The following is a 26,027-nucleotide window of genomic DNA, read 5'->3' on the forward strand; positions in this document are numbered from 1 at the left end:
GGTCCTCGACTGGTCGCGATGTCGAATCAACCTGCCCTACCAAGCGCAAGGAGGCCCCGCACATTCCTTGGGGCCCTGCTCTGGTCTCTGCCGCTGCACGTGCTTGCCTCGATCGCCGTCGTCGGAGGGGCTGCCGCCTATTACAGCAGCACGGTATCCTCCCATGGCACCTGGGCCATAGTCGGAAGCTGGTCGCTGACGGCCCTCTACGTTGTCGGTGCCCTGATCGGCGGCGCCCTTGCGGGGGTGTTGAGCGCAGCCCAACAGACGGTAGAGCGGCTGGAACTCACGCTCCGGGACTGGCTCCATGCCTTGCCTGCCATGCAGTCGGCGTCCACTTCGCCAGGACGAAGTCTTGCCGCGGCTCGCCAGGAATACGAAGCCATGGTCGACCGATGCGTGACTCAGACCGCCGGCCGTCTGAGACTTCCGCGCTGGCTCGAAAGGCTGATTCGCGCAGCGCTGCAGGGCGTGGTTGTGGATCGGTTCATGACCTCCTGCGCGGACCGGGGACTCAACCTGGTCGCCCCGCAGGAATTCAGAAACTGGTTGCTGGCGGAAGGCGTCAGCCTGGGGTTCATGCCGGTTCAGGATCAATTGTCCTGGTGGCGCTACCTGATACTGGGCCTCCTGGCTCTGCTGGTCGCGATGGTCCTCGCGCTCGCATTCCTCAACCATTGAATGCTCCCCGCACCTCATCCACGACACAGGTTCCATGCGAGATTCCGTGGAATTTCCGCTTCGTCTATGTGTATAAAGGAACGTCTCTTTTCATGCGGAGGATTGTCGGCGCCTATGTTTCTGCTCCACGCCACCAAGGGAGGGTGGCCTTTGATCCTGGCCCTGGCGTTGCTCATTCACCCGGCTTGGGCCGGCGCGCAAGAAGACCCTACCGCGATCCCCGCGCCGGAACCGATTCGAGAAGAACCGCTTCCCTCTGAATCCGTCGCGCAGCCGGCATTGCCGACGCCGATTCCAGCGCCCGTGCCACTCAGCCTGTTGGAGACCCTGACCCAGGCCCGCCAAGCCCTACACCTCGAACCCGATGCCCAGGAGCCACGCCTCACGCTGGGCAGAACCCTTTTCCAGCTGGGCGATACCGATGGCGCCATCGACGAATACCGGACCGCCCTGCGATTCCATCCGACCGTTGCGCAGGCTCATCTCGATTTGGGCACGGCGCTCATGGCCAAGCAAGACTGGCGCAACGCCATGACGGAACTCCAGGAAGCCGTCCGCCTCGATCCGACCCTCGTGCAGGCGCACTACAGCATGGGGACGATCCATTACACCCGCGGCAATGTACAATCGGCCATCAAGGCCTATCAGGAAGCCCTGCGGCTCAAAGCGGACTTTGCCGAAGCCCACTACCGCCTCGGACTGGTCTTGAAAGTGGCGGGACGGGACAAGGACGCGGCGCAGGAACTGGAAGCCGCCGCGCTGGCAGGATTGACCAAAGCCCAATACTTTCTCGGTAACGCCTACCGCTCAGGCCAGGGCGTGGAGAAGAGCCAGATCATGGCCATCACCTGGTGGGCGCGGGCCTTTGAGCAGGGTTTGCCGGAAGCAGCGCAGGCCCTGACCCAACTCCGGCGGCTGGCAGCGGTCAAAGGCACCCTGCAGACAAAACAATCCAAGGCGGCGGCTGAGGCCTTCAAAAATTATTGCGATCAGCTCTGGCTGGATTTCCCCGATCTGGATCGGGGGGACCAGGCCACGGAAACCGTCGGCACCACACTCCTCAAACAAGGGCGCACAGGCGAAGCCCTGCCGGTGCTGCTGCGGGAAGCCTATGCGCTCAACGACATCTCGCACGCGGCACTGGTCCAACTCTACGAGCAGGGACTCGACGGACAACTTCCCCCCCACGGCCAATGGATTCTGAGTTATCTGGAATCCACCGCAGCCGATGGCGCGATTCCTTCACGCACAGCCCTGGCTCGCATCTACGCCAAAGGGCTCGGCCTGGCACCGGACCTCGCCAAGGCCAAAAGTTATCTGAAGGGGATGCCGCGGGAAGAGGTCAAACGTATTCTTGACGAAATCACCCCTGAGACTCCAAAACCGTAGTAAGCTGTTGGACATGATTTCAATGGCCTCGACATGCCGGACGGTATGTCTCACGGGCAGGAGCAGAACCGCTCGCAGGATGTTCACACAGTCCGCTCGACCCAACCCACTGCCCCATGCGGGCGATGGATGCGGGCACCGACGAACCTGTTCATCATCCCGCTAGTCGCCACGACCCATGCAAATAGCCACTCGCCTGTTCGTCAGGAATGTCTGGCTGCAAGCCGTCGTCATGGCGCTGGCTTCCGTCGCCCTCACCGAAATCCTATGGGCGCCGGCGCCCGTGACTTACCACGCGCTCGAATGGGCCCCCTACGACACGTGGATGGGGCTCCGCGCACAACCGACCCCCGACTCGCACCTGCTGCTGGTCGTGAGAGATCAGGCCAGCGAACAACAGTTCGGCACCGGTCTGTGGGATCGCAGTCTTCCGGCCAGGCTCATTGCGGGTTTGCACGATGCGGGAGCGGCAGCGATCGGGATCGATATTCCGCTCGACCTCCCGAGCCCTCCCAACCTCGGCGGCGCCGTCAGTGACGCCTTACTGACCGAAGCAGTGACATCCGCCGGAACCGTCTCCTATCCCGCATTGTCGACGGCTCCGGGCGAACAGGAGACGGCCCTCTCCGCCGTCCCCGCACACAGCCTCACGCCGCGCCGAAGCGCCATACAGCCGGCTCTGGACCCTGATCGCATTGTGCGACGGGCCGGGCTCTTTCGCGGCGCCGGGACGGACGAACTCCCCGCCCTGGGCTTCTCCTTAGCGGCCACATTCTGGCAAGTGCCCCTCGATCAGGTGGAACGCCGCACCGGACAGGTTCGGGTGCAGAACGCACGGTGGCCCGGTGGGAGGACGAGTACCCTGTCGATGCCGCTCGACCGCCAGGGCCGGCTCCTGCTCAATTTCTCCGGACAGCTACTTCCCGCCGCTTTCGACACCGTCACCGTGCTGGAACTTTCCCACCTCCTCGACCGGAAGGATAATGAAACGCTCGGCACGCTGGTCAACGGCAAGGTCGTCTTCTTACTGACGCAACCGCACACTCAAGCGGAGCGTACCCTTCCTTCCGGCGAGGATGCTTCAGACATGCTCATTCAGGCGCACCTACTCCACACACTACTCACGCAAGACTGGATACGTGAGTTTTCTCCGATACAACGACTCCTGTTGACCATTGCCCTCTGTCTCTGTGTCGCCTGGATGGTCCTCCGGTGGCCTGATGGGAAGGGACTCCTCCTAGGCACCGGCAGCCTCCTGCTCTATCTGGCCATCAGTCTGGCTTCGCTCACCGAGACCCATTGGGTCCTGCCGTTTGTGATGCCTGTCACCGCCGCTCTCACTGTGCTGGTGGCGACCAGCTTACTGGGGCAGATCGTCGCAACCCGACGCCTGGCATTATTGGAACAGGACATGCTGCAGGTTCAGCAGAATCTGGTGGCGGTTCGCGAAGCACTGATTTACCGGGAGACAGCAGTGGAATCCCTGGAAGAAGACCTGGAATCGGCCCGCGCCGGCATGTCTCATTCGGCCTCCAGGGAAGCTGAATCGACGAGACTCGCCGCCGAGCTGCAGCTCAAAATCGCCGATGCCCAGGCGCAAGAAGAAGCTACGCGGGAGCGGATGGAAGAGCTCGAACGGCAGCTTCAGGGCATGCGAGCCGCGACGATCGCTTCAGCGCCTCTGGGAAATGCAGAACAGGAACTCCTGCGCCGGGAATGCGGGCAGTTGGGCATCATCACCAGAACCGCTGCCATCCTGGCCATGTTTCGCGATCTCAAGAAAGGCGCCCGCTCCACCGTCACGGTCCTCATCACCGGCGAGCCGGGAACAGGCAAAGAGTTGTTCGCGCGCGCCGTGCACCGTCTGAGCCCGCGGGCACCGAAGCCGTTCATCGCCGTCAACATGGCGGCGATCTCCCCGGAACTCTTCGAGAGTGAACTCTTCGGCCACGTGCGAGGTAGCTTCACCGGCGCACTGACGGATCGCAAGGGCTATTTCGAACTCGCGCATCACGGCACCATCTTTCTGGACGAAATCGGCGATCTTCGCCTCGACCATCAAAGCAAACTGCTGCGTGTGCTGCAGGATCGGACCTTCTATCGCGTCGGCGCGACGACTCCGACCACGGTCGATGTCCGTATCGTGGCGGCGACCAACAAAGATCTTCAACGCGGGGTGTCGGAAGGCTGGTTCCGCGAGGACCTGTATTTTCGGCTCAAAGGCCTCGTCCTGCACCTGCCGCCGCTGCGGGACCGGCCCGATGACATTCCGCCCCTCGCAGAAGCCTGTGTGCAAGAAGCGGCCAAGCAGCCGGCCCACGCGAACCTCCGGCTCTCGGAAGACGCGATGGCGACGCTCCGGCAGCACGCCTGGAAAGGCAACGTGCGGGAGCTCCTCCAGTGTCTCGAACAGGCGATCGCGCTCACCGACGGACCGATCATCACCACAGCCGACCTCCGCCTCTCGGGGCAGCCCTCGCCCACCGCCGTCGTGACCGGAGCCGAACCGCTCCTCCCCGATCCGGCCGGCGACGTCGCCGTGCTGAACCAGCTGCGCCAACACCGGTTCGATATGCAGGCGACAGCCAAGGCCCTGGGATGGGATCGCAGCACCGTCACACAGCGGCTGAAGGGCCTCTGTTTTCAGGCACTCGTGGAATCGGGAAGAGATCAGGCAAAAGCAGCTTCGGCCCTGGCAGGCGATCCATCGTTACTCCGCACCGTCGAACTCAAGCTGATGGACTATTACGGACATCTGCTGGAAACGATCACACCGTTCACCACTGCGGAAGAAGCCCTGCTCGATTGTAAGCGTCGCTTCAAGAACCTCCCCGAACGGCATTTCAAATCCGTCGAAGCCCTGGTCCGTCAACATTTCGGGTAGAATGCCTCGACGCGCCGACGCTCATTCCCAACCAGAACCCTCTTGAGGAGACACCACTTGTCAGACATTCGTTTAAGCGGACGACGCACCGCGAACAAGGTCCTGTCGTGAGCGCACTTCCGCTGGTACGCTGGACCGAAGCAGGGCAGGCCTGCTCCGCACGCTGGCGCTCGGAATGGGGAGCTCCGCCGCCCGCACGCCTAACTATTGCGGACGACAGCATGACCGCCGACGCGGCCCACCGCCTGGCCTGCGAAGGAACCGCGCTGCTCTGGCGGGGCGATTTCCAGAATGCCCGACAGATCCTCAACGCCATGGCACGAAGAGCCGACCGCCATCCTCCCAAACCTGGCACCTCGCCGGCAGAGTCCTTCCATTTTCATCGACAGACCCAGTCCCGTCGGGCGCGCATCCTCGGCATGCTCCTGGTGCCGCTTGAAGAGGACTACGCAATTCCGCTCCGCCGCGCTCCCGATCTCCGACTCGCCTGCACGGAGGCCTACGGTCCCGGTGAAGGGCAGGCCTTGGTGTCGCTGCGAGAACTCCTGGGACTGGTGGGTGCGCATGAATGGCGTAAGAACGGGATTGTCGTCCCTGCCCTCGGCGATCGCATCCATCCCCACTATGGCGTGTTTTCACCGATTCGCAGCGAGTATGTAGACCTGGTGGCCGATGCGCCGCTGCCTTCCAATGCCCTCGCCTTCGACATCGGAACCGGCACCGGCGTGTTGGCGGCGATCCTCGCCCGGCGAGGGATCGCGCGGATTGTTGCTACCGACCAGGATCCTCGCGCATTGACCTGTGCCCGCGCGAATCTTGAGCGATTGGGGCTCATGGATCGGGTGGAAGTGGTGCAAGCGGATCTCTTTCCCGAGGGCAGGGCGCCACTCGTGGTCTGCAACCCGCCTTGGGTGCCGGCACGGCCGACCTCCCCGATCGAACAGGCGATCTACGATCCTGAGAGTCGCATGTTGACCGGATTTCTCAACGAGCTGGCCGCTCACCTGGAACCGGGAGGAGAAGGCTGGCTCCTGCTGTCCGACCTGGCCGAACATCTGGAGTTGAGAACCAGGGCGGAGTTGCTCGCCATGTTCGATCAGGCCGGGCTCGTCGTCCTCGGCAAGACCGATATCCGGCCGCATCATCCCCGCGCCTCCGATCAGGCCGACCCGCTCCGCGCCGCCCGCGCGGCGGAGATCACATCGCTCTGGAGACTGGCGATTCGATGAGCGAAGTTCGCTCAGGAGGAATGGCGACAGTCGGCTGAATCAGGGGGTGAGACTCACGGGAAACGGCTTCGCCGGGGGACAGTGGCGGAATGCGCAGGGCTTGCCGGGCGACCACCTTCGCACCTGTACTTCCTTCATTTGGCACAGTGTTCGAGTGGTGCCCCCCTTTGCTTCATAAATACTCAGGGTAACGCTCTCGCGCTCGTCTCCACTGTCCGCGTCGTTCCAACGATCGAAATACGTTTCCCCCTTGTAGCTGAAGACGCCATACAGCTGGTAATTGGTCGTACCGGCCACCCTTCCATCGTGGCGCGGGTTCTGAACCACGAGGTCGGTCAGCGCGCGATCGATGCCACTGAGATTCTCATTGAGCACCACAATGGGAGCAGAATAGGGTTGACCGACGGAACTCCCATTCCTCAGCTTGCAGAGCGCCGAATGGAGCTTCAGCACCGGCTCCGCCTTCCCGTCGTTGTTGATATCAACCTGGGCCCAATAGGCCCAGGGTTCCTCCCTTGTACCGATTCTTCGTACCGGATCCGCGTATTGATCGTCACCCGAAGTGTATCTGTCCGCGGAGAACTCGTCACCGGTTGCCAGATACCGTAGCACTCGTTCCATCGCACCGATATGGCCCCCCACATCGAACGGCTTCCACTCGGGAGCCTCCAGTCCAAGTTGATCGCTATAATCCCGCTCACAAGCCGGATGCACGGTCATCCGTTCCAGATTGCGTTTGCACGTTTCGCATACGTCCACCTGCTCGCCGAGGATCAACTGGTAATCCCCCGCCTGTGCCAAGGGGAACATCGCAGCCCACATCAGCAACAACAGTAAAAGAGACTTTTTCACTCAACGACTCCTCGCGCCCTATCCCTGTTCCGAACAGGTGTCGGCGGCTTTCCGGGCCATGTTACCGCAGCAGCGGACACTCGCAAAACATTTCCAACAACGACGCCATGGCCGGATAGCTTCCCTTCGCGAGAAGTACCCGGTCGATTTTTTCTTCCATCTCATCTACCAGGCTTCCTGATGCGGGGCTATCCCCGCATCCCCGCTGATCCCCGCATGAGACGCTGCTTTCTCGCATCGGCAGCGTTTTCGCAACTCTTTGTTTTAAATACTTTTTCCATTCATCAGCCGGATTGGATCAGCTGGCCTTCGCCTTGCTCTACGCACCGGCCAACGGCGGGTAGCCCGGCAGGAAGGAGGTGAGCATCAACAAGCCGGCCCCGCAGGAACAGACAGCCGATTCATCGATCAGTCACCTGGGGCCGGGGGCATCCCGGCCCACAACACAAGGAGCAGGCGATCATGCAGAAATCACCCACAGCCAGCGTCAGTGCAGGACCAGTCACTCCCACAATCATCGGACCCGACCGGGACATGAAGGATGTCTATATCCTGAGCGGGCTGGTGTTCTTCCTCGCCGTCGTCGTATCCGCATTCTGGTACTACTCCCAGGCCGACGAGGCAGCCCATAGCAACCCGTCGGCAGAAGCCCTCAACAGTACGCAGGTCTCGCAAGTCCTGAAACACTCCACGGACCACACGCCGGTCTCAGCCTCGATTCCGACGACCCATGTGGACACAGCCCCCTTGGCAACCCGCAGCACCGACATCCTGCACGACGATATTCACTTTGAAATCGGCCGGAAGGGATTGAGCGACGACGGCAAGGCCGCCTTGCAACGCCACGCGGAATTCCTCACGAGCGAGCGGGACTGGGGAATCCTGCTCCAAGGCTACACCGATCAACAGGGTTCAATGAGCTTCAACAAGATCCTGGGCATGAAGCGCGCCGAGACCGTTAAACAACACTTGATCGCGCTGGGTGTGCCGGAATCGTCGATCCGCACCGTGAGCCTGGGTGAAGAAGGCGCCCTCTGCATCGACAACAGCGACGTCTGCAAGCGGATGAATCGGCGGGTACACGTGGAGATGCGAAAGATCGGCCAAGAACACATGGTGGTTTCTCCCGTCGCCCCTGAAACGGCGGCCGATCCGTTCTCGAACACCCTCGACCTCTCGATTGAAGCCGGGCAGAGCGACGCGAGCAACGGGAACCTTCCGCTCACAACCTCCGAACCGGCAGAACGTACTTCCGAGCCGACTGACGGCAACTGACCGGCTGCCGGTGACGTCCCTGGGAACGACACCAGGTCCTTCCCGGGGACACCCGCCGTCACTCCACCATCCACGACTATGACGAAACGAGGATTCTATGCTGACTGACCGCTTCTGCCCTCTACGGCAACGCGCAAGAACCTCTGCCGCGCACCTCACACTCTGGGCGTTCTTTCTATCACTGGCCCTGGGCTCTCCCTTTCCAGCCACCTCCTGCGCCGAACCGGGCGAACCCCTCCATACCGGCATCGTTCCCACCATGGGCCTCAACGAGGTGACGGAAGGCACGTTCATGTTCAGGACCGACCAGGCCGGACGCTATACCCCGGCCCCCATCCTCAAGACGGATGTGCACATCGCTGTCACCGGGACGATAGCTCGCGCGACCGTCCGGCAGGAGTTCACCAATCCGAGCAGGAAGAAAGGCAACTGGCTGGAAGGTGTCTACGTGTTCCCGCTGCCCGAGACGGCCGCGGTGGATCATCTCCGCATGAAAATCGGAGAGCGGATCATTGAAGGCCGGATCAAGGAACGGGCGGAGGCGAAAACAGTCTACGACCAGGCCAAGCGGGAAGGGAAACGGACCGGCCTGGTCGAGCAGGAACGTCCGAATCTGTTTACCACGTCAATCGCGAATATCGGACCCGGAGAACATGTGACGATCGAACTCGAATATCAGGACACCGTCCGCTACGAACATGACCAGTTTCAACTCCGCTTTCCCATGGCCGTCGGGCCGCGATACATCCCCGGCGCCCCGGTGATCGTCGAAGGGCAGGGTCCTCGAGGATCGGGCACCAGTCCGGACACCGATCGTGTCCCCGATGCCTCACGGATTACGCCGCCCATACAGTCGCCCGAGGACGGCGCGATCAACCCCCTGAGCCTCTCGCTCTCGCTCAACCCGGGAGTTCCTCTTGCCAAGGTGGAGTCGCCATTTCACCCGATCATCAGCATTCAGGATCAGGACGGCGGATATCAGATCAGTCTCCGGAAGGATGCGGTACCGGCAGATCGGGATTTTCTACTCATCTGGCACCCGGCGCCGCGCACCGAACCCATGGCCACCGTCTTTACCGAACAGAAAGACGGCGCGACCTATGCCATGCTCATGCTTGTCCCTCCGACACAGCACAATGAGAAAGCGCCCAGGATTCCGCGAGACCTCACCTTCATCATCGACCGATCGGGCTCCATGGCCGGCGCGTCGATCGAACAGGCCAAGGGGTCATTAGCGTCCGCCCTCTCACGGCTGACCACACAGGATCGCTTCAACATCATTCAATTCAATCATACGGTCCGGTCGCTCTTCCCCATACCGCAACCCGTGACGACCACAGCGATGCAGCAAGCCATCCGGTACACCGAACAGCTCACGGCCGACGGGGGAACGGAAATACTTCCGGCTTTGAGGCAGGCCCTCAAGAGCCCGCAGGACAGCGCACGGCTCCAGCAGATCATTCTCATCACCGACGGACAGGTCGGCAACGAAGAGGAGCTCTTCGAACTGCTGCACCAGCGCGTGGGCAGCAGACGCCTGTTCACCATCGGAATCGGCTCCACGCCCAACAGTCATTTGATGCGGAAGGCTGCCGAATCAGGCCGCGGTACCTTCACCTACATCGGCAACGTGAACGAGGTGAAGGAGAAGTTGGATGGTCTGTTCAAGAAGCTTGAGCACCCGGTACTGAATAACATCACGATCGATGCAGCCGGATGGTCGGGACTCGAACAATTCCCGACAACCATCACCGACCTCTATGAAGGCGAACCCATCGTGCTCGCACTCAAGGCCGACTCGCTGCCATCCAAAAGCGTGTTGCGCGGACAGGTTGGAAGCGCAGCCTGGTCGCTCCCGATCTCGTTCAACAATGCCCCCACTCATGGAGGACTCTCGGTCTTCTGGGCCAGGCAAAAGATTGCGGCGCTCACGGACGAGACCTACAAGGGCGGCGCTGAAGAAACGATCCGAAAGGCCGTGCTGGACGTGGCGCTGGCCCATCACCTGATCAGCCGATACACCAGCCTGGTCGCGGTCGATGTGACGCCGGCCAGACCGGCAGATTCACCCGCCGCGGAGCGCGACCACACGACCGATCCGGCGCGTGCGCAGGACCTCACCGCCCTCGCGAACCTCCCGAGGACTGCGACCGACGGACAAGTACACATTCTGATGGGGGCAGCGGCACTTCTGTTGTCCTGCTTGCTGTGGCAATTCCGCCGGGCGGTCGTATGATTCGATCCAGACCAGGCTCCCGCCTGCTGACGATATTGGTAGCAGGACTTCTCGCCATCGGCGGCTGGCAGGTCTGGGAAGGATCGTGGATCTATGCCAAGGCCGGGCTCGCGCAGTTTCTGCTGCAGCGGGCCTGGTCTCTCGCCCTGGCCGGCGAGGCGATGCCGAAACCCTGGCCCTGGGCCGATACCTGGCCGGTTGCGCGGCTCCGCATGCAACACCGGTCGGTCGATCTGATCGTCCTCGCCGGCGCGTCTGGCCGAACCCTGGCATTCGGTCCAGGCCACGTCACGTCCAGCGCCCTGCCAGGGCAGGAAGGCACAATGGTGTTGACCGGTCACCGGGACACGCATTTTCGTTTTTTGAGAGACGTACACCCGAACGATCAGCTCGACCTGACGGCAAGCGACGGGACCACGCTGCACTATCGAATCATCGAACAGCGAGTCATGGATTCGCGACGGGAGAGCATCTCGACGGGGCAAGGCCCGCAGGAACTGGTGCTGGTGACCTGTTTTCCCTTCGATGCAATCCAAGCCGGCGGGCCGCTACGCTACGTGGTGCGGGCCGAACGGGCCCTAGACCATGACCATTCCTGAATGTCGTGGGGAGACAGACTCGATCGCAGCGGAACGTCTCGCTGGCGAAACCAAGGCAGGCTTGTTTACAGTTCGTCGAGAATGCTGAAGGGGAAACGATCTGCGGAGCGAGAAAATCAGGCCACTTGGAAAAGACTTAGGAATGGGCCTGGTCAGGCAGATCGTGCTTCCGGCACGTCGGACTCTCGCAGTCGATCTGCCCTGACCGGAGCAGGCGGCCCTGAACCTGCAGCCACCAGCCGTAGACGGCTGACATTCGACACAGACCAACGGGCGTACCCGCACAGCCCCCACAAGAGGATAGCTCCGATCACATAATGGGAGAGAACCAACGTCGCGATCTGGCTGCCGGCCGCTTGATCCGGCCCCGAAAACGTTACCGGAGGAGAGATGAGCAACAGGCACAGCGTCATCCCCACCGCCCAGCCGCCATGAGTTGCAACCGGCAGGCGGTTGCCCACATACAACGACAACGGCAGCAACAGCAGCAGATAATAGTGGGTCCATGAAATCGGGCTGATGATCAGAGAGAGACAGAGCACCATCGACAACTCAAGATTCGTCGTCTCTCGAACCTGCAGACCGGGACTCCGAAGAAACAGCCAACCGGATAACCCGACGAACAAGGCCGCACAGGCCTGCCCTGCCGTTCCGACATCCCAGGGCACGGCCACAGGCTTCCAATCGTACAACCGGACACCATCCTGCAGTCGCAGCAGCAGCCCCTGCACCGATTGCACATTAAACGCGGCAATTCCCTTGTCGGACAGCGGCAGGATCACCTCCCGATACCAGGCCACGTGGCTGGCCCACCCGGCGTACCAGATCGACAGACCCGTCACGGCCAGCAGGGTCAGGCCATAGCCGAGCACCGCCGCCCAACGCCGCTTACCGAAGAAATACACCGCAAACAGCAACAGCGGGAGCTTGATGATCGCCGCCAGCGCAAAACAGCTCCCCGCGCTTCGATCCCACGTTTTCTCCAGGCAGACGACCCCGGCAATCAACAGCAACAGGGCGAAGTGAGTCAGATTGCCCTCTTTGAGGCTGTAGACGAGCGGCCCGTTCATCGCGAACAGGAGGAGCATGGCCCACCTTCTGGACCAGGTTCGATCCGTAAGCGACCAGAGAAGAGCGAGGCTCATCACCAGGCTCACCGCCGAAAGGCCCATCAACAACCACTGCGCATGCTGAAGCGTCAGAAATGAGAAGGGGGTAAAGAGAAAGGCGACAATGGGAATGTTCACAAACCCGCACACCGGCGTATCCCAACAACGCACGAACAGATGGGGAATGTCTTCAAGAATGGCCCGTCCCGCCGGGTAGTAGGCGACGTTAAAATCCGAGAACAGGACGGATGGCTCAGAAACTTGCCAGGCCCAAAGCACAAGACCGCCCAGGACTGCGCCCAGGATTGCGAGAAAGGGCGCTCGTGCTGAACCATATCGAAACGTGAGACACCACACCACCACTGCCAGAGCCGCCGCTCCATAAAAGATCGCATACTGATGCATGGAATGAACCGCCTATCTCGCCCGCCCTGTCGCAGCGCCACAGAGGAGGGATTTGTCTACATTGTCGGCCTGAGGGGTTGCAGCAACCAGGCCGGTTCCCGATCCAGGCCCCAGCATGTCGCTCCCGGAGGAGTCGGTGTAGCCGGGTTCATCTGATTAAAAGTATACACAACGTCCCATCGGACCCCCTGACGCTCCAACTCACGGACAGGACAGAGAGGCGCCCGATCCCGAACCTGCTGCGGCATCTCCCTGTTTCGTACCCGATCCGCGACTCCTCCCTGCTTCAGTCCGCAACCCAATCGACCGATTTCTTACTGTCGGGATTGGGCCCGATCGTACCCCCGTTCTAACCACCTGAATAGACATGGGTTTCGTGAGAGACGGCAATACAGCGCGCGCGCTTCCCTATCCCGAGCCGGAGTTCCCGGACAAGGGCCTCGAGGTTTCGCCCTCCCCTGCCCCGGAACAACCGCATCACACCGTACGGCTGCAGCGAACGGACTGGGTGATTGCCGCGGTCCTGACCCTCTCGGCCGGCATGGCCTGTCTCTTCATTGCTGATATGATCCCTGCCTTCCTGCTGCAATCGATGGATTTTTGGTTTGAATCGGACACGGTACGTGAAGTCTCGAACATGACCTCCACCACCGACGACCATTCACGGACCTCCGTGCATCCCCTGTTCTCCATCCTGAGTTTCGTTCCCGTCTACCTGGTGAAACATGCGCTGGCGATCCCCCCGCTGCAAGCGGTCTTGTACCTGACCAGCATCCTCGGGGGCCTATGGATGGGGACGTTGTACCTCCTGCTGCGCCTGCTTGGCTGCCGAACGCTCGACGCCTCCGTCTTCACGGCACTCGGGCTCTCCAGTGCCTCGGCGATCTTCTGGCTTCCTGTGCCCAACTCCTATACCTGGGGCTCCTGGTCGATCATGCTCTCGCTCGCTCTGCTCTTGCTCGCCGAACAGCATCGAGTCGGCGCCCTGTCCTATGTGCTCGCCAGCGCCTTCACCCTCAGCATCACCGTCACCAACTGGATGGCCGGTCTCCTGACGACGCTGGCGCGCTGGCCGTTCAAACAGGCGGTACAACTCTCCATAAATGCCTTCTGCCTGGTGGTGCTCTTGTGGGGAGCGCAAAAGTTCATCTTCCCGTCCGCGGAATTTTTCATCGGCAGCCGCAAGGAAGCGAACTGGATCAATCATCCTCAGTCCGGAGAAGCGAGCAATATTGCCTCGTCGTTTGCCTTCCACACCCTCATCGCTCCGGCGATACGGTTCATCGATGACGATGGGTACATTCAGGTCGGCGACGACTCCGTTCGCCTGGCGCAACGCCTGGCCTTTCAATTTTCCACTCCCGGGTCGGCAAGCCCGCTCGGATTGATCGCCGTCTGCCTGTGGTCGGCCTTACTCCTCAACGGGCTCTGGCGGCTGGTGACGATGGATCGCCAGTTGCGGTTCCGCCTCGTGCTGGCGGCCCTGTTGTTGTTCGAACTGTCGCTGCACATGGTCTACGGGGAAGAAACGTTCACCTACAGTTTGAATTTCACCCCCCTTCTCATCGCGCTCGCCGCGCTGGGCACACTCAGCCCGGGACGCCCGGCGGTGCTCGTCCTTGCGGGCCTCCTCGCCCTGTGCGCCGGCATCAACAACTGGCAACAATTCAGGCAGGCCACGGAATCCGCGACCCACCTCACGCCGCAACGCGACGCGATGACCAGCCTGATGCGGAACGATCCGGACCGCCCTTGGCCCCGATCGGTCGGGCATATCCCGATGGCCGTGCCCGGCGCTCCTGAAGCCGAACATGCCTATCACGAGCCCGGTGGGGACTTCAGTCCGCAGGCCCCGAGTTTCGGTGTTTCGCTCTGGCTCTGCGATGCCGACGGACACCCGCTCGTCACCAGCCAGTCGGTGCCGCTCAACGACATTCAGCAGACATTCGAACCGTCCACTCATCCTCATGTTCCCGCCATCGCGACCAGGACGCCCTACTATGACGCCACCTGGACACGACTGGACGCCACCCATTGGGAGCTGCGGTTCAAGAATCATACGTCCCACACCCCGGTGATTGTGATTCGCAGCGTCGGGCCCGCCGGAGGACCGGTCACCGAGCTGGGCTGGGACGGCGCACTGCTCGACATCAATCGTCGTTGGACCGTCCGCGTCACGCCTGCTCCTGCGAAGGTCTCTCTCGGAAACGAGCAGACCCTGAACTGGATGACGTCTGAATCGGCGAACCGGTCCTGGACCAATGCATCCGGCTGGGGGTACGCGCGTCTCGCGCTACCGGAGCACGTCTCAGAGGTGGGAGAGGAATACCGGCTCATCTTGTCCGACTTACGGATTCCCATTCAAATGCAGCAGTGGTATAGAAATGCACCGGAGCAGATCCATCTCGACCTTCCCGACAAACGATTTGAAGCTTCGCTGGCGGCACAGACGACTCACCTGATGATGAGTTTGATCGGCCGGGAAACCAGACCCGGCGACCCCACCTTTTTCTATCGCGCCTGGCAACGGCAGGGGGCCTATATCGCGACCGCCCTCGCGCGCGCGGGTGATCCCCACGTCAGCCGCGTGCTGGCCCAATATCTGGCAACCCACGATTTTGCCGGTGGGAATGGGCCCGAAGCCGATGCGCCAGGCCTGACCCTCTGGGCCCTGACCACATCCGCAGACTATATCGCCGATCATGAGCACGATCAGTGGTTGTGGCCTCATGTGCTCCGCAAGGCACAACGCATTGAAGCCATGCTGACGGCTCGCGCCCCCATCGAAGAATCTTTTGCCGTACCCTCTCCGTACGACCTCCAACACGGCCAACAAATAAAACGAAGTGTGCTGGCCAAACCGTCACGCGACGGGCTGATCGTAGGCCGTGTCGGAGACGAGTGGCCCTCGCTTTACGTGAATGCGGTGAGCTACCGCGGCTTGCTTGCCGCGGCCGAGTTCGCCGAACGGCTGGGCAAGCACCGGTACGCGACAGGCTGGCGAAACCATGCGCACACGTTGCGCAACAATTGGCAACACCAAAACCACTATGGCGCCTCGGATGCCAAGATCTCCACGGTGAGTCTCGAGTCCTCGGCCCCGCCCGCCACTCATCGCAATCAGTTGGACCGACAACCGACGACGTATCGGCCTTCTTCCAATACCGCAACCATCGCGGCCCAACTGAGCGACGCTCATCTGGCCTTGCGACAGGGGCAACCGGACGCCGTCTGGGCTTCGCTGCACCGGCTCTGGGCTCAACAGGCATCGCCCGGGCTGTACACATGGGATATGCCGCGGCCGTCGACCACCGATGTGGCGGACGGCTGGCAATACGTCAGAGGGTGGCGCAATCAGTCCGTCGTTTCTCCCGATTATGAGACGGCGGCGTTGCTCTTGCTGTTGCAGCAAGACATGCTGGCCTATGTGGATGACGGGGCGGCAGAGCCCACCGTCGTAATCGGCGCAGGCGTTCCCCAGGCCTGGATCTCGCACTCGATGATGGTCTCAAATCTCGCGCTTCCCGGCGGCTCAATCGATTGGCGATGGGACGGACATGCGATGCGGGTGCGACTGCGTGGCCCTTCGCGCAAGATCCAGTTAGGTGCGTCCTTCCGGCACGACACGGAGATGTCCGTCACACATGACGACCGAGCCCCTGCTGTCACCGCACGCGCGTCCTGACCCATCGACATTCGAGGGAACGCCCCGACCATCACCCGAGCCGCAGAGTGGCCTCTCACCGCTTCGACTCGATCATTTTTCATTCAGTGCCCTCCCATTGCGATCCTGATGTCGGCCTGAAGGCAGAGGGCATCCTTCAAACGGATGCAGCCTTATCAGCAGGCCGCACCGCCCTTCTGTGCCCGGATTAACGCTGGGATGGGACCGCTCGGCACTGTAGCCGACAGTCATCCGACGCCGATAGCAATTGGAAGAAATCTAATGCTAGCCTAAGAAGTTCCTGTTGACGGACAACCACCATATGCCTCCCGAAATGGAAGCGGAAGGAACGGAGGGCGAGATGGGCGAGAGACATCGCAACCGGCGGCAGACGCTTGCCATACTCTCAACCTCCCCGACCGGAATCATTACGAGCTTCAACGAGGCCTCTGAGCGCCTCTTAGGGTATTGCGCGGAGGAGGTCGTGGGGACGCTTCCCCTCGCGGCATTACATGATCCAAGAGAATTGCAGCAACGTGCTGCCGCGTGCACATCCAAACCGGCGACCAGGCCGGCGGACGTATTTCAAATCATCGTCGCGAACGCCGAGCCGGGCCATACGACAGAGCATGATTGGACCTATCTTCACCGCAACGGCCGGCCCCTTCCGGTTCACCTCTCGATCAGCGCATTCCCGGACGGATCAGGTCAGATCGCGGGTTATGTCCTGGCGCTTCAAGAAATCCGCGAAGAGATACGGTCGAACGAGGTGCTCCAACATCACGCGAAACTGCTCGACCTCGCCAACGATGCGATTCTGGTCCGCGACTTGGAGCACGATACGATCGACTATTGGAACGACGGGGCGGTGCGCCTCTATGGCTGGACCAGCCAGGAAGCCGCGGGCGCCTATATCCACGATTTTCTGAAGACCACGTTTCCGCAGCCATTGGCGGACATCAAAAAGACCTTTTTAGCGAAGGGCTATTGGGCCGGGGAACTCCTACACACGACTCGACACGGCCAGAGGATCACCGTCTCCAGCCGGTGGACGTTGCTCAAAAACTCAGATGGCATAGCCAGCGCAAGCCTCGAGCTGAATACGGACATTACCGAGCAAAAACGGGCGCAAGAAGCGCTGACAGCCGCACATGAAGAATTGGAGCATCGTGTCGCGGAACGCACGGCGGCGTTGAGCGACGCCAATAGCCGCTTACGCATCCTTTCCAGACGGCTGATGGAAATCCAAGAGTTGGAACGTCGCGCGATCGCCCGGGATTTGCACGATGAGATCGGACAGGCGTTGACGGCCATCAAAATGAACCTGCGTGAGCTTGGCGAGCAGCGCGACGGGTCGACGGCCGCTGCAGGCGGCAAACCACTTTCCGACAGCCTGCAAATCCTCGATCAAGTGCTCCGGCACATACGCAACCTGGCGTTGGACTTGAGACCCTCCATGCTTGATGAACTGGGCCTAGTCCCAGCGCTGAGATGGTATATCGGAAGACAGGCCGAACGTGCCGGATGGAAGGTTCAGTTTCTGGCCGATGAGGTAATGACGCGCCCCTCTCCCGAAGTGGAAATCTCCTGTTTTCGGCTCACCCAGGAGGCCTTGACGAATGTCGCGCGGCATGCGAAAGCAACAGTCGTGGAAGTTCGTCTTGAAATGGGTCGCCGGCAACTCGACCTCATTATCCGCGACAACGGGATCGGGTTTGACTCGAACCTCATCCGCGCGGGTGCTCGTGCGGGGACGAGCGTGGGGCTCTCCGGGATGGAAGAACGGGTGCGCCTCGCAGGAGGACACATGGTGCTCCAATCAGCCCCGTCGACCGGAACTGAAATTCGCGCGACATTTCCGATAGGTCCGGAGTCGGCCGAGACAGACCATGAATAACATACGAGTACTCCTTGTCGAAGATCATACCCTGGTGCGCGCAGGATTCCGGGTGTTGCTGGAAAAAATCGAGGGGATCCTCGTGATCGGAGAGGTCAGCGACGGTCGAAGCGCCACGAAGCTCGCCAAAGAGCTGGATCCCGATGTCGTGCTCATGGATATTGCCATGGCGGGCATGAACGGGCTCGAAGCGACCCGCCGCATTCGACAGGAGTCTCCAAGGACCAAGATTTTGATGCTCTCTATGTATACGAACGAGGAGTATCTCAAAGAGGCGCTTCGCGCAGGCGCCGCCGGTTATTTGCTCAAAGACGCGGATCGCAATGAACTGGAATTAGCCATCAAAGCCGTATGGCGGGGCGAGACCTACCTGACACCGAGCATGACCAAGTTTGCCGTCGATGCCTATTGTCAACAAGGCGAAGCGCAGACAGGCCCTCTGGCACGGCTGACCGGTCGCCAGCGTGAAATCCTCCAACTGATCGCAGAGGGATGCTCGACCAAGCAGATCGCGCAACGTCTTGATCTAAGTGTGAAAACCGTCGAAACCCACCGCGCGCAGCTCATGGAGCGGCTCGATATCCACGATGTGCCGGGACTAGTCCGGCTAGCCATTCGCACCGGTCTCGTCCAGTCGGACTAGCCCCCACAACGCCGAAGTCCCCCCATCCTCAGGTGTAATTGGATCGATTTCCAGGGTATCCCTGATTCCGCGGGTATGGTCCATTGTGGCACCCTACCCGCGGCTAGCATGTGACCAACAGGGATAGCAGAACCGCAATGGACTCGGAATCGATGAAGGCTACACAGACCGAACTGGAGCACCTTGAGATGGCGTCAACGACGATACTGTCTGAGGCCAACGATCGCTTACGAGTTCTCTCTCTCAGTCTGCAAGAGGCCGGGCAATTTGAACGGGGTGCACTTGTCCGCGCTTTACACGCTGAGATTCGACACACTCTTCCGTTGATCACACTGCGCCTCAACGAACTTGGGAGACAGCCTGAGCGTCCGGATGCTCCGCCGCATGCACAACAGGTTGCCGAGAGCTTCTACCTCCTCGACCGGGCGCTCCGGCAGCTCCGTGCCTTGGCGTCGGATGCGCGTAACTACAACGCATGATCCGCTCGCTTTCAAAAGACGCTACCGAGGAACACGACTCATGTCTGCGCATAAAAGCTTCAGTGAACTGAGCCTGAAGAACCACCAATACAAAAAACTGGCCCTGGCATCTGCCATTCTCTTTGTTGCTGTCATTGCCATTCTCGTCCTCGAACTAATCGGGGCCAAACACTGATCGCTCCGCACGAGCACGCCTCGACATGGACGGGTATTCCCGATGAAACGCAATTGGGCACGCCAGAACGCCAAGGGTCCGTCAGAGCCCCCTCTCTGCGGGCCATCTGTCAGTGACGAAGCACCAGTGTCATCCATTCGACCTGCCACCATCCTCGCCTCCGGCACCGTCGTTCTTGTACTTGTGACTATCAGCCTCTGCTTCGGAGAAATGGTGATACAGGCCGTGCACCTTTTGAGCAATGACCATCTATCCGTTGAGAGCATGAAAAACAAGGCAGGCCTGATCACGTCGGGTCCGAACTTCGGCGGGCATGCCACAGAGCACGAGAGGGACGTGCTGACGGAAACAACCCTCAGCGGGACGAGACACCGGATGCATCGCCCCCACCCTCCTATAGGTCTTCCACAGACTCGGGATTCTGCAGTTGTTGAAGCCGAACGTCTTCGTGATCGGCAATTCGTTCGCTCAAGCCACGCCAGTCTCTGACATCGATCCCTACCGGGCCGGCGCATACCGGCATAGCGTGACCTCTCACCACGACTTCCTCCTGTTCCGCAAACAAAACCGGTTCCATCAACGGTTCGTCCGGATCTTTCCTGAAATGGTTCAGGGCCTTCTCGCATCCAGCGGCAGTTTTGCGCTCAGAATGGAAAGGGGGACTTCTCGAGCGGAATCACCGTGAGCGCAGCGAGCAGAATCGCTCACCTTGCATGGACGAGAAACTTCCTGCTGCAGCACAGGTCGCGGAACCACATGACACGTAACCGCGCCGGAGAAGAAGATACGACCAATTGATGCTGCTCGTGGAGCCCGAGTAAGCTGCAATCAGAGACGTGGTGTGTATCTTGCGTTCCTTGGAATTGGCCACTCACTCAAACGTGGGAGTCATACATCCACGATGTGCGACGGGGGTGATCCGATATGAAACTGAATGTACTGACGTTCATGCTTATTCTCGTGTTGCTACCCGAACTGAGCTACGGACGCTGCCGAACGGTGGGTGAAAGTGCCAGTCTCGGCACAGCATATGGCGCCTTCCCCCTCTACCCCGCAAAACGCGTGATAGCCAACGGCGAGAAACGTGACAATGTTGCGCTTCAGTGGGTCGGTTACGGGATCGGGCTGCCGCTCTTCGTTGTGGCCATGCCTTTTGCCATGGTGGGGGCAGGAATGGGCGCCGTGCTACATCCTTGGACGAAATGTGATCAGCATGATGATGATTGGCCAGGACTGAAGTGAGGCAATTATTGTGGCAGCTCTCGACCTGCACAATCTCACGCAGATCGATGCAGCACGATACTTAGCACTGCGCGCCTCGCTCCGGCGGGACGCACAATTATTGAGGACGGTGGCGCATACGACTACGAGGGCGGTCTACGATGAACAGCCAGGAAACGATCGGTTGGCGAATATCGGGGCCGAGGAGAATGATCAGGCGGTCAGGAGCGCGGAATGATCTTCACTTCGTCAATCACCTGGCTGGCGTACTTTAGCACGGCAGTGACATCGTCGGTAGTCAGCTCAAGATAGGTGGCCACAATTTGGGATACGGTGTAGCCACCGGCCACCATGCCGAGGATGCTTTTCACCATAATGCGGGTGCCTCGAATTGTGGGCTTCCCACTGCAGATTTTGGAATCGACAACGATACGATCATCCATGATGAACTCCCCACTAACTACCCGGTAACTTACTGTAAGGCTAGGAGGTTCCACGTGTCCTGTCAAGATAAGCCGCTCAGTTCAAATAGCAGGAACCGGAAGCAGCACGCCGGTGCGCGGGCTGGCGCAAGCCACGCGCGCAGGGGAGCCGAGCGAGCGGCCGCTTCTAACAGGCGGCGCTGGCGGCCCTCTCCACGCAATGAGTCGGTGGATGGACAATTCCTCCGTGCAGTGGCAAACCGGAAACAGACAGGTAGACCGACAGAATTGAGGGGTGAGAGCAGCGGTGTCGCAAACCGCCAACAGGTTGAAACGTCGGGGATATTTCTGGAGCCGGCGAGTGGAATCGAACCACCGACCTGCGGTTTACGAATCAGGCCAGGACAATTTTTGAAACGCTCGGTGTATCAACTGGTTTCCCCGTTTTAACTGCGAAAACAGATGCTTGCGTGCATTCTATTGATTCGATGGATTCGAGGGGTATAGGTGAGTTTTGAAAATTTTTAGCACAAATTTAGCACACGACTGCCAAGGGTTCTTCGAATCGTCACGAGCGGTTCCTTAGCATGTCCTAGCCTTTCGCTGGCATAGTTGCCGGTCTTCTACGCCCCAACTTCGCAAGTCTCATTTTAAGTCTGGTTTCCGCGCTAGGAACCCATCCCTTTTTCGCGCGACTAATAGCTTCAGCGCGCGCTCTTTTCTGCTCTGGGGAAAGTTGCCTGGTGGTAGGATCACGTCGCAATGCTGATTGGGACATCTTTTTGCGACTGTCACCCGAATGGGATTTGCCAAGCATCGGATGGACAAGGCCTGAAGCGTAGCGGGCTTTTAGACTCTTACCGATCTTCTCCCTCATCTCTAACGAAACTTTATGCCCTTTCAATGCTTTGGAAACCTTCTCTTTTCGCTCTTTGCCAGAGGGGCTCGAATATTGACGTATGTTTCCCTGTCTTCGCTTTTCGATTGTTGCAGGGCTTAGAGGCCGATTCTTTAGCAATTCAGACATTCGCGCACGAAAAACAGGATTTGACCACATTCGCAATGACGCAGATCGAATCAGTTCTTTAGTTTCTGCAGTGTGTTTGTGACCAACCGTGCCTTCCCCACCAGAAGTTATATTGGTAAGAGGAGCACCAGCGGCACGCATGGCGGCAATCCACTCTTGTTCTCGCTCTTGCCAGAGCATCGTATCTGTGGTTTCTAAAATATCGAGAACCGGCTCCAATCCTTTCCCAAGGAGTTCTAGCAGCCAAGCATTCTTCGGAGTTTTCTTGAGAATCCGTCGGCTGTCCACATGCCCATAGATACGAATTTTAGGATCGTTCGCTTTTCCAACATAATGGATCTGGCCAGTACGCGGATCGGCTAATGAATAAATAAAACATGTGGCTTTGAACTTTTCAGTCTTTCGAGGTTCGTCGGAAATTTTGGCAGATGCCTCCTTACGATACTCACTGGCAATCTGTCGCCACCGCTTCAATTCGTCCTCCTGCAGCAGGGCGGCTTTCTGAGAAGCCTTCCAAGCTCTCGTAGCGGCAAGTTGGCACAAGTGACAATGCCCATTTACGGTTAGCCGAATAGTCCCGTGTCCATCCTTGGGACAGACCTTCCCGTGATAGAATCGATTCCCTCCATTTTTTGCTTCGCTTCGAGTCAGAGCGGGTGAACTGGTAGGTTTCACGCTGCCAATCTTCCTAAGTTATCGTGAGGGATTTAAATTCGCCAAATCTACGACTTGTTTGCCGTAGTGAGTTCACGCCAAGCCTTTCCCCAAACCAGCACGCTCTTCCTTGATCTGCTCTTCTCGAGGGGGAAAAATCGGCATTCATATCGTTTCCCCTTATACTCAACTACTTCTTTGTGTCTGACTTTTGGAAAGACCGCGTTCAGTGCAGCATAGAGTTGCTCCTCCTCAGTCATTGAAACAAGTCCTCGCTGCTTAAGGTCTGATTCGATGTTCTGAACGCTTCTTAGCGCCGCCTTGATCGCTGATTGGTATTTGTCTGGATTATTGCCCGTGTACCGATCGAATCGGTCGTTCCACTCACGAAGCTTTGTCCTGGCACGTTCTAAATCTTCCAGTGTATACATCTAACTATTACACCTTATTCTGGGGCTGCCGTGAGGCTATAACTTGTGTTCTTACTGCCACCCTCATTGCGGATCAGCACCCCTTGATCAATCAGTTCCTTGATATCACGCTGGGCAGTTGGCATAGAACATTTCGCGAGAGCCGCCCATTTTCTCGCCGTCAACTTGCCCTCAAATCCGTCTAGAAATCGATTCAGCACTTTCCTCTGGCGTTCGTTGAGAGTGATACCGGTATGACGTTGCCAGAAATCTGCCTTACGCAGAACATCCGCGCATCCCACCTCGGCGGCATCTATCGCTTTGGACACGCATTCGATAAACCACAGCAGCCGCTGGGTGATATCGAGGTCTCCTTTCTGAGTGGCTTCGAGCGATGCGTAATACTCCGGCCGCTCGCGGCGAATCTCGCCCGCCAAACTATAGAATCGCTGTGGGCACTGCTCAGAGCGTGCAAGGCTCCGTTCTGCTAGTGCTCGTGCAATCCTACCGTTGCCATCATCGAATGGATGGATAGTGACAAACCAAAGGTGTGCGATCGCAGCATGGAGGATTCCGTCGATTGCGAGGGGTTCATTGAGCCATGAGAGCAACGCCTCCATCTCGGCATCGACTCGCTCAGCTGGGGGGGCTTGATAGTGAAGCTTCTCACGTCCGACCGGACCTGAGAGCACTTGCATGGGGCCATCGGCATCATCCCGCCACCCCCCAGTCTTTACCTTGCGCAAATCTGAATAACCAGTCGGAAACAGAGCAGCCTGCCACCCGTATAGTCTCTCGCGGGTGAGAGATGTATCAAGTTGACCCGTAGCATCGAGCATCATGGCAACAATACCCTCAATGCGTCGGTCCTCTGGACCGAGGGCGGCCCCAGGGACGCCAAGACGGCGTGCCACCGAGGATCGGACACTCGAAGGGTCCAAACGTTCGCCTTCTATTTCTGCACTTTTGACGGCCTCTTCGGTCACGGCCACAAGTTCAGCTTCAAGGCGTAGCTCGAACCCCAATTGCATCATTTTCCCAAGAAGCCGACCTTGCTTAAGGTGGGCATCGCCTAGTGGATTGAGTAGTTGCTCAGCATTCCAGCGGAAATGTGGCCAATCAGGCAATTCCCAGATATACACATTCGCCTCACAATATGATGCAAATATACACCTATTCACATCACGATGCTAGATTTTCACATCACTATTTGATGCGAATTGGCGGTAATTCGCATCATTAACGGGAATAGCGGACCCTGCAAGTCGGTGGCTGCTGATACAGATCAGATAATGAGTCTTGAGGGTCGATACAAAGCAGTTTACTAGCGGCTTGATTTCGCGAGGGTTTCCCCGCTTTTGCTTTTGAATTGGACGGTTAAGAGCATTCTATGGATTCTAGCAATTGGCACCCAACGCGACGCCTTTTAAACTTTTAAACACAAATTTAGCACAGCACCGGGAGAACTGCATTGCAGGTGCCGTCATAGGAAAATCGATCACCCGCCTATTTCTTCCCGATTCAGGACCCTATCCAGGAATGCTATTGAGCGACGGAGATCGTCAGCAAGGGCACCATCATTGTGCGTATAATATTTGTCAAACCAAGTCTTAAGTCTATCTCGAAGGTAACTCGCGCGGATTTGATTGGGCGCAAGAGTTCGAATGGCTTGTAGAACATAACGAAGGTCGCTAATGGGAACCGATTCAGCAACATCACTATGAAGGAGAAGTTGCCGGTAACGATTTTTTGCACGTCCTGAATCTCTCGTCTCACTTGGGAGAGAAAGAGCAAGATGATCATCGCTAGCCAGTCTCTCAAGTAGTTTTTGTTTTGCTTTATAACGCGATTGAACCTCCTCAATGAAATCTCTTGATTGAGAGAGACTTAGCCCTGCCTGTCTAATATAGTAATAAACTGGAAAGTAGGCTGATGCCTCATAACAGATTTGCGCAATGTACTGCTTAGGCTCGGATACTCTCCGTCCCTCTAGAAAGGCGTGGACAATTTCCGGGCTTCTAATCGCCACAGTACGAGAAAGGGTTCTAACCGGCTGAATCAGACTGCTATCAACGATCTCGGCCCGCCCAACGATACGCACGGCAGGCGCACCGGTTCTTTCCTGAAATTCACCCTCCCTAATAAAGGTTAAATTGGGAAGAATGGAGGAATCTATAACAAAGGAACCACCACTCCCTGAGACGATGCCGGACTGAGAATCAAAGATTGCCGCATTTTTAACACCGGCCTTAGAGATTTTCCCAATGAGCTCCATCCATGCTTTGTGTTCTCGCTCACGCTGCTCGTTTAGGATCTGCCGCAATTCAGGATAACGTATCTTCTCCGTCCTTCCACGGTATCGGAAATATATGTCGGCTGCCGTCCCTCCAACTCCCAGATTCTTTGTACAAACAACCGGCTTAAACGTGCTTTCGTGAACAAAAATAATACCGAAGTGCTGTTCGCCTATATCATGGACATGAGCTTGCCATCGGAGTTCTGGCGAAAACACATCGTTAAGATATTGGGTTATTTCTGCTGAATCTGCGACGTCCCCCCATCTTGAGTAGCAGCTACGTTTGGAGTCCGGGTGCAACTGTATCCGATTCTTTGGCCAAGTGCCTCGCATAGGCGGCGGGCGTCAGTCCGCCCAATGCTTTTTTCGGTCGCTCCTCATTATATTCACGCCGCCACGCTTCAATGACGACTTGGGCATGCGCGAGGGTCAGGAACCACTGCTCATTCAGGCACTCATCACGGAAGCGCCCGTTGAATG

21 protein-coding genes are annotated in these 26,027 nt (G+C 58.8%); 12 read left to right on the plus strand and 9 right to left on the minus strand.

The features are described from left to right. The first annotated feature begins 18 nt into the window (after positions 1 to 18). From H8K11_17845 to H8K11_17860, 4 genes are all read left to right on the plus strand, one after another. Entirely contained in the window at positions 19 to 681 is a 663-nt protein-coding gene (locus H8K11_17845) for a hypothetical protein (GenBank protein ID MCS6265612.1), read from the plus strand. Positions 682 to 795: 114 nt separating this feature from the next. After that, complete coding sequence (locus H8K11_17850) at positions 796 to 2,070, plus strand: tetratricopeptide repeat protein (GenBank protein ID MCS6265613.1); 1,275 nt, start codon at positions 796 to 798, stop codon at positions 2,068 to 2,070. A 178-nt stretch (positions 2,071 to 2,248) separates the two neighbouring features. Continuing rightward, positions 2,249 to 4,954 (plus strand): sigma 54-interacting transcriptional regulator, encoded by a 2,706-nt coding sequence (locus tag H8K11_17855; protein ID MCS6265614.1) that lies wholly within the window; start codon positions 2,249 to 2,251, stop codon positions 4,952 to 4,954. 107 nt (positions 4,955 to 5,061) lie between these two features. Beyond that, entirely contained in the window at positions 5,062 to 6,183 is a 1,122-nt protein-coding gene (locus H8K11_17860) for a methyltransferase (protein ID MCS6265615.1), read from the plus strand. A gap of 39 nt (positions 6,184 to 6,222) precedes the next feature. Here H8K11_17860 and H8K11_17865 read toward each other — a convergent pair whose 3' ends face one another. After that, the gene (locus H8K11_17865; protein ID MCS6265616.1) at positions 6,223 to 7,035 is read right to left on the minus strand and encodes a hypothetical protein; all 813 of its coding nucleotides are present in this window, start codon (positions 7,033 to 7,035) and stop codon (positions 6,223 to 6,225) included. 462 nt (positions 7,036 to 7,497) lie between these two features. On the opposite strand from H8K11_17865, the gene H8K11_17870 reads away from it, so the two are divergent. The 3 genes from H8K11_17870 (at position 7,498) to H8K11_17880 (ending at position 11,145) form a co-directional block, all read left to right on the plus strand. After that, on the plus strand, positions 7,498 to 8,310 hold the full coding sequence (locus tag H8K11_17870) for an OmpA family protein (GenBank protein ID MCS6265617.1): 813 nt from the start codon (positions 7,498 to 7,500) through the stop codon (positions 8,308 to 8,310). Positions 8,311 to 8,407: 97 nt separating this feature from the next. Further along, positions 8,408 to 10,546, plus strand: a complete 2,139-nt coding sequence (locus H8K11_17875; GenBank protein MCS6265618.1) for a marine proteobacterial sortase target protein — start codon at positions 8,408 to 8,410, stop codon at positions 10,544 to 10,546. Then, the gene (locus tag H8K11_17880; GenBank protein ID MCS6265619.1) at positions 10,543 to 11,145 is read left to right on the plus strand and encodes a class GN sortase; all 603 of its coding nucleotides are present in this window, start codon (positions 10,543 to 10,545) and stop codon (positions 11,143 to 11,145) included. Before H8K11_17875 ends, H8K11_17880 begins: the two co-directional genes overlap by 4 nt. Before the next feature lie 152 nt (positions 11,146 to 11,297). Here the strand turns inward: H8K11_17880 and H8K11_17885 are convergent, their stop codons facing one another. Next, positions 11,298 to 12,659, minus strand: a complete 1,362-nt coding sequence (locus tag H8K11_17885; GenBank protein ID MCS6265620.1) for a DUF2029 domain-containing protein — start codon at positions 12,657 to 12,659, stop codon at positions 11,298 to 11,300. Between the two features lie 367 nt (positions 12,660 to 13,026). Here H8K11_17885 and H8K11_17890 point away from each other — a divergent pair, with 367 nt between their 5' ends. The 3 genes from H8K11_17890 (at position 13,027) to H8K11_17900 (ending at position 18,863) form a co-directional block, all read left to right on the plus strand. Beyond that, on the plus strand, positions 13,027 to 16,344 hold the full coding sequence (locus tag H8K11_17890; GenBank protein MCS6265621.1) for a hypothetical protein: 3,318 nt from the start codon (positions 13,027 to 13,029) through the stop codon (positions 16,342 to 16,344). Positions 16,345 to 16,684: 340 nt separating this feature from the next. Continuing rightward, the gene (locus tag H8K11_17895; protein MCS6265622.1) at positions 16,685 to 18,220 is read left to right on the plus strand and encodes a PAS domain S-box protein; all 1,536 of its coding nucleotides are present in this window, start codon (positions 16,685 to 16,687) and stop codon (positions 18,218 to 18,220) included. Beyond that, a complete protein-coding gene (locus tag H8K11_17900) occupies positions 18,213 to 18,863 on the plus strand; it encodes a response regulator transcription factor (protein ID MCS6265623.1) in 651 nt (216 codons plus the stop codon). The genes H8K11_17895 and H8K11_17900 overlap by 8 nt, the downstream gene beginning before the upstream one ends. Positions 18,864 to 19,911: 1,048 nt before the next feature. Here H8K11_17900 and H8K11_17905 read toward each other — a convergent pair. Beyond that, a complete protein-coding gene (locus H8K11_17905; protein ID MCS6265624.1) occupies positions 19,912 to 20,094 on the minus strand; it encodes a hypothetical protein in 183 nt (60 codons plus the stop codon). 347 nt (positions 20,095 to 20,441) lie between these two features. On the opposite strand from H8K11_17905, the gene H8K11_17910 reads away from it, so the two are divergent. Both H8K11_17910 and H8K11_17915 read left to right on the plus strand, forming a co-directional pair. Continuing rightward, positions 20,442 to 20,759, plus strand: coding sequence for a hypothetical protein (locus H8K11_17910; protein ID MCS6265625.1), 318 nt, complete (start codon positions 20,442 to 20,444; stop codon positions 20,757 to 20,759). Between the two features lie 10 nt (positions 20,760 to 20,769). Continuing rightward, positions 20,770 to 20,976 (plus strand): hypothetical protein, encoded by a 207-nt coding sequence (locus H8K11_17915; GenBank protein ID MCS6265626.1) that lies wholly within the window; start codon positions 20,770 to 20,772, stop codon positions 20,974 to 20,976. On the opposite strand, the gene H8K11_17920 is transcribed toward H8K11_17915, so the two are convergent. From H8K11_17920 to H8K11_17945, 6 genes are all read right to left on the minus strand, one after another. Further along, positions 20,960 to 21,181 (minus strand): DUF433 domain-containing protein, encoded by a 222-nt coding sequence (locus H8K11_17920; protein MCS6265627.1) that lies wholly within the window; start codon positions 21,179 to 21,181, stop codon positions 20,960 to 20,962. The two genes, H8K11_17915 and H8K11_17920, sit on opposite strands and share 17 nt — an antisense overlap. A gap of 571 nt (positions 21,182 to 21,752) precedes the next feature. Continuing rightward, complete coding sequence (locus H8K11_17925; protein MCS6265628.1) at positions 21,753 to 22,661, minus strand: hypothetical protein; 909 nt, start codon at positions 22,659 to 22,661, stop codon at positions 21,753 to 21,755. A gap of 248 nt (positions 22,662 to 22,909) precedes the next feature. Next, positions 22,910 to 23,272, minus strand: coding sequence for a hypothetical protein (locus H8K11_17930; GenBank protein ID MCS6265629.1), 363 nt, complete (start codon positions 23,270 to 23,272; stop codon positions 22,910 to 22,912). Positions 23,273 to 23,286: 14 nt separating this feature from the next. Beyond that, entirely contained in the window at positions 23,287 to 24,393 is a 1,107-nt protein-coding gene (locus H8K11_17935) for a Fic family protein (GenBank protein ID MCS6265630.1), read from the minus strand. 356 nt (positions 24,394 to 24,749) lie between these two features. Beyond that, positions 24,750 to 25,763, minus strand: a complete 1,014-nt coding sequence (locus H8K11_17940) for a hypothetical protein (GenBank protein MCS6265631.1) — start codon at positions 25,761 to 25,763, stop codon at positions 24,750 to 24,752. A 61-nt stretch (positions 25,764 to 25,824) separates the two neighbouring features. Next, on the minus strand, positions 25,825 to 26,027 hold a 203-nt coding region (locus tag H8K11_17945), incomplete at its 5' end, for a transposase (protein ID MCS6265632.1).

The organism is Nitrospira sp., from assembly GCA_024998565.1.
Lineage (GTDB): Bacteria > Nitrospirota > Nitrospiria > Nitrospirales > Nitrospiraceae > Nitrospira_A.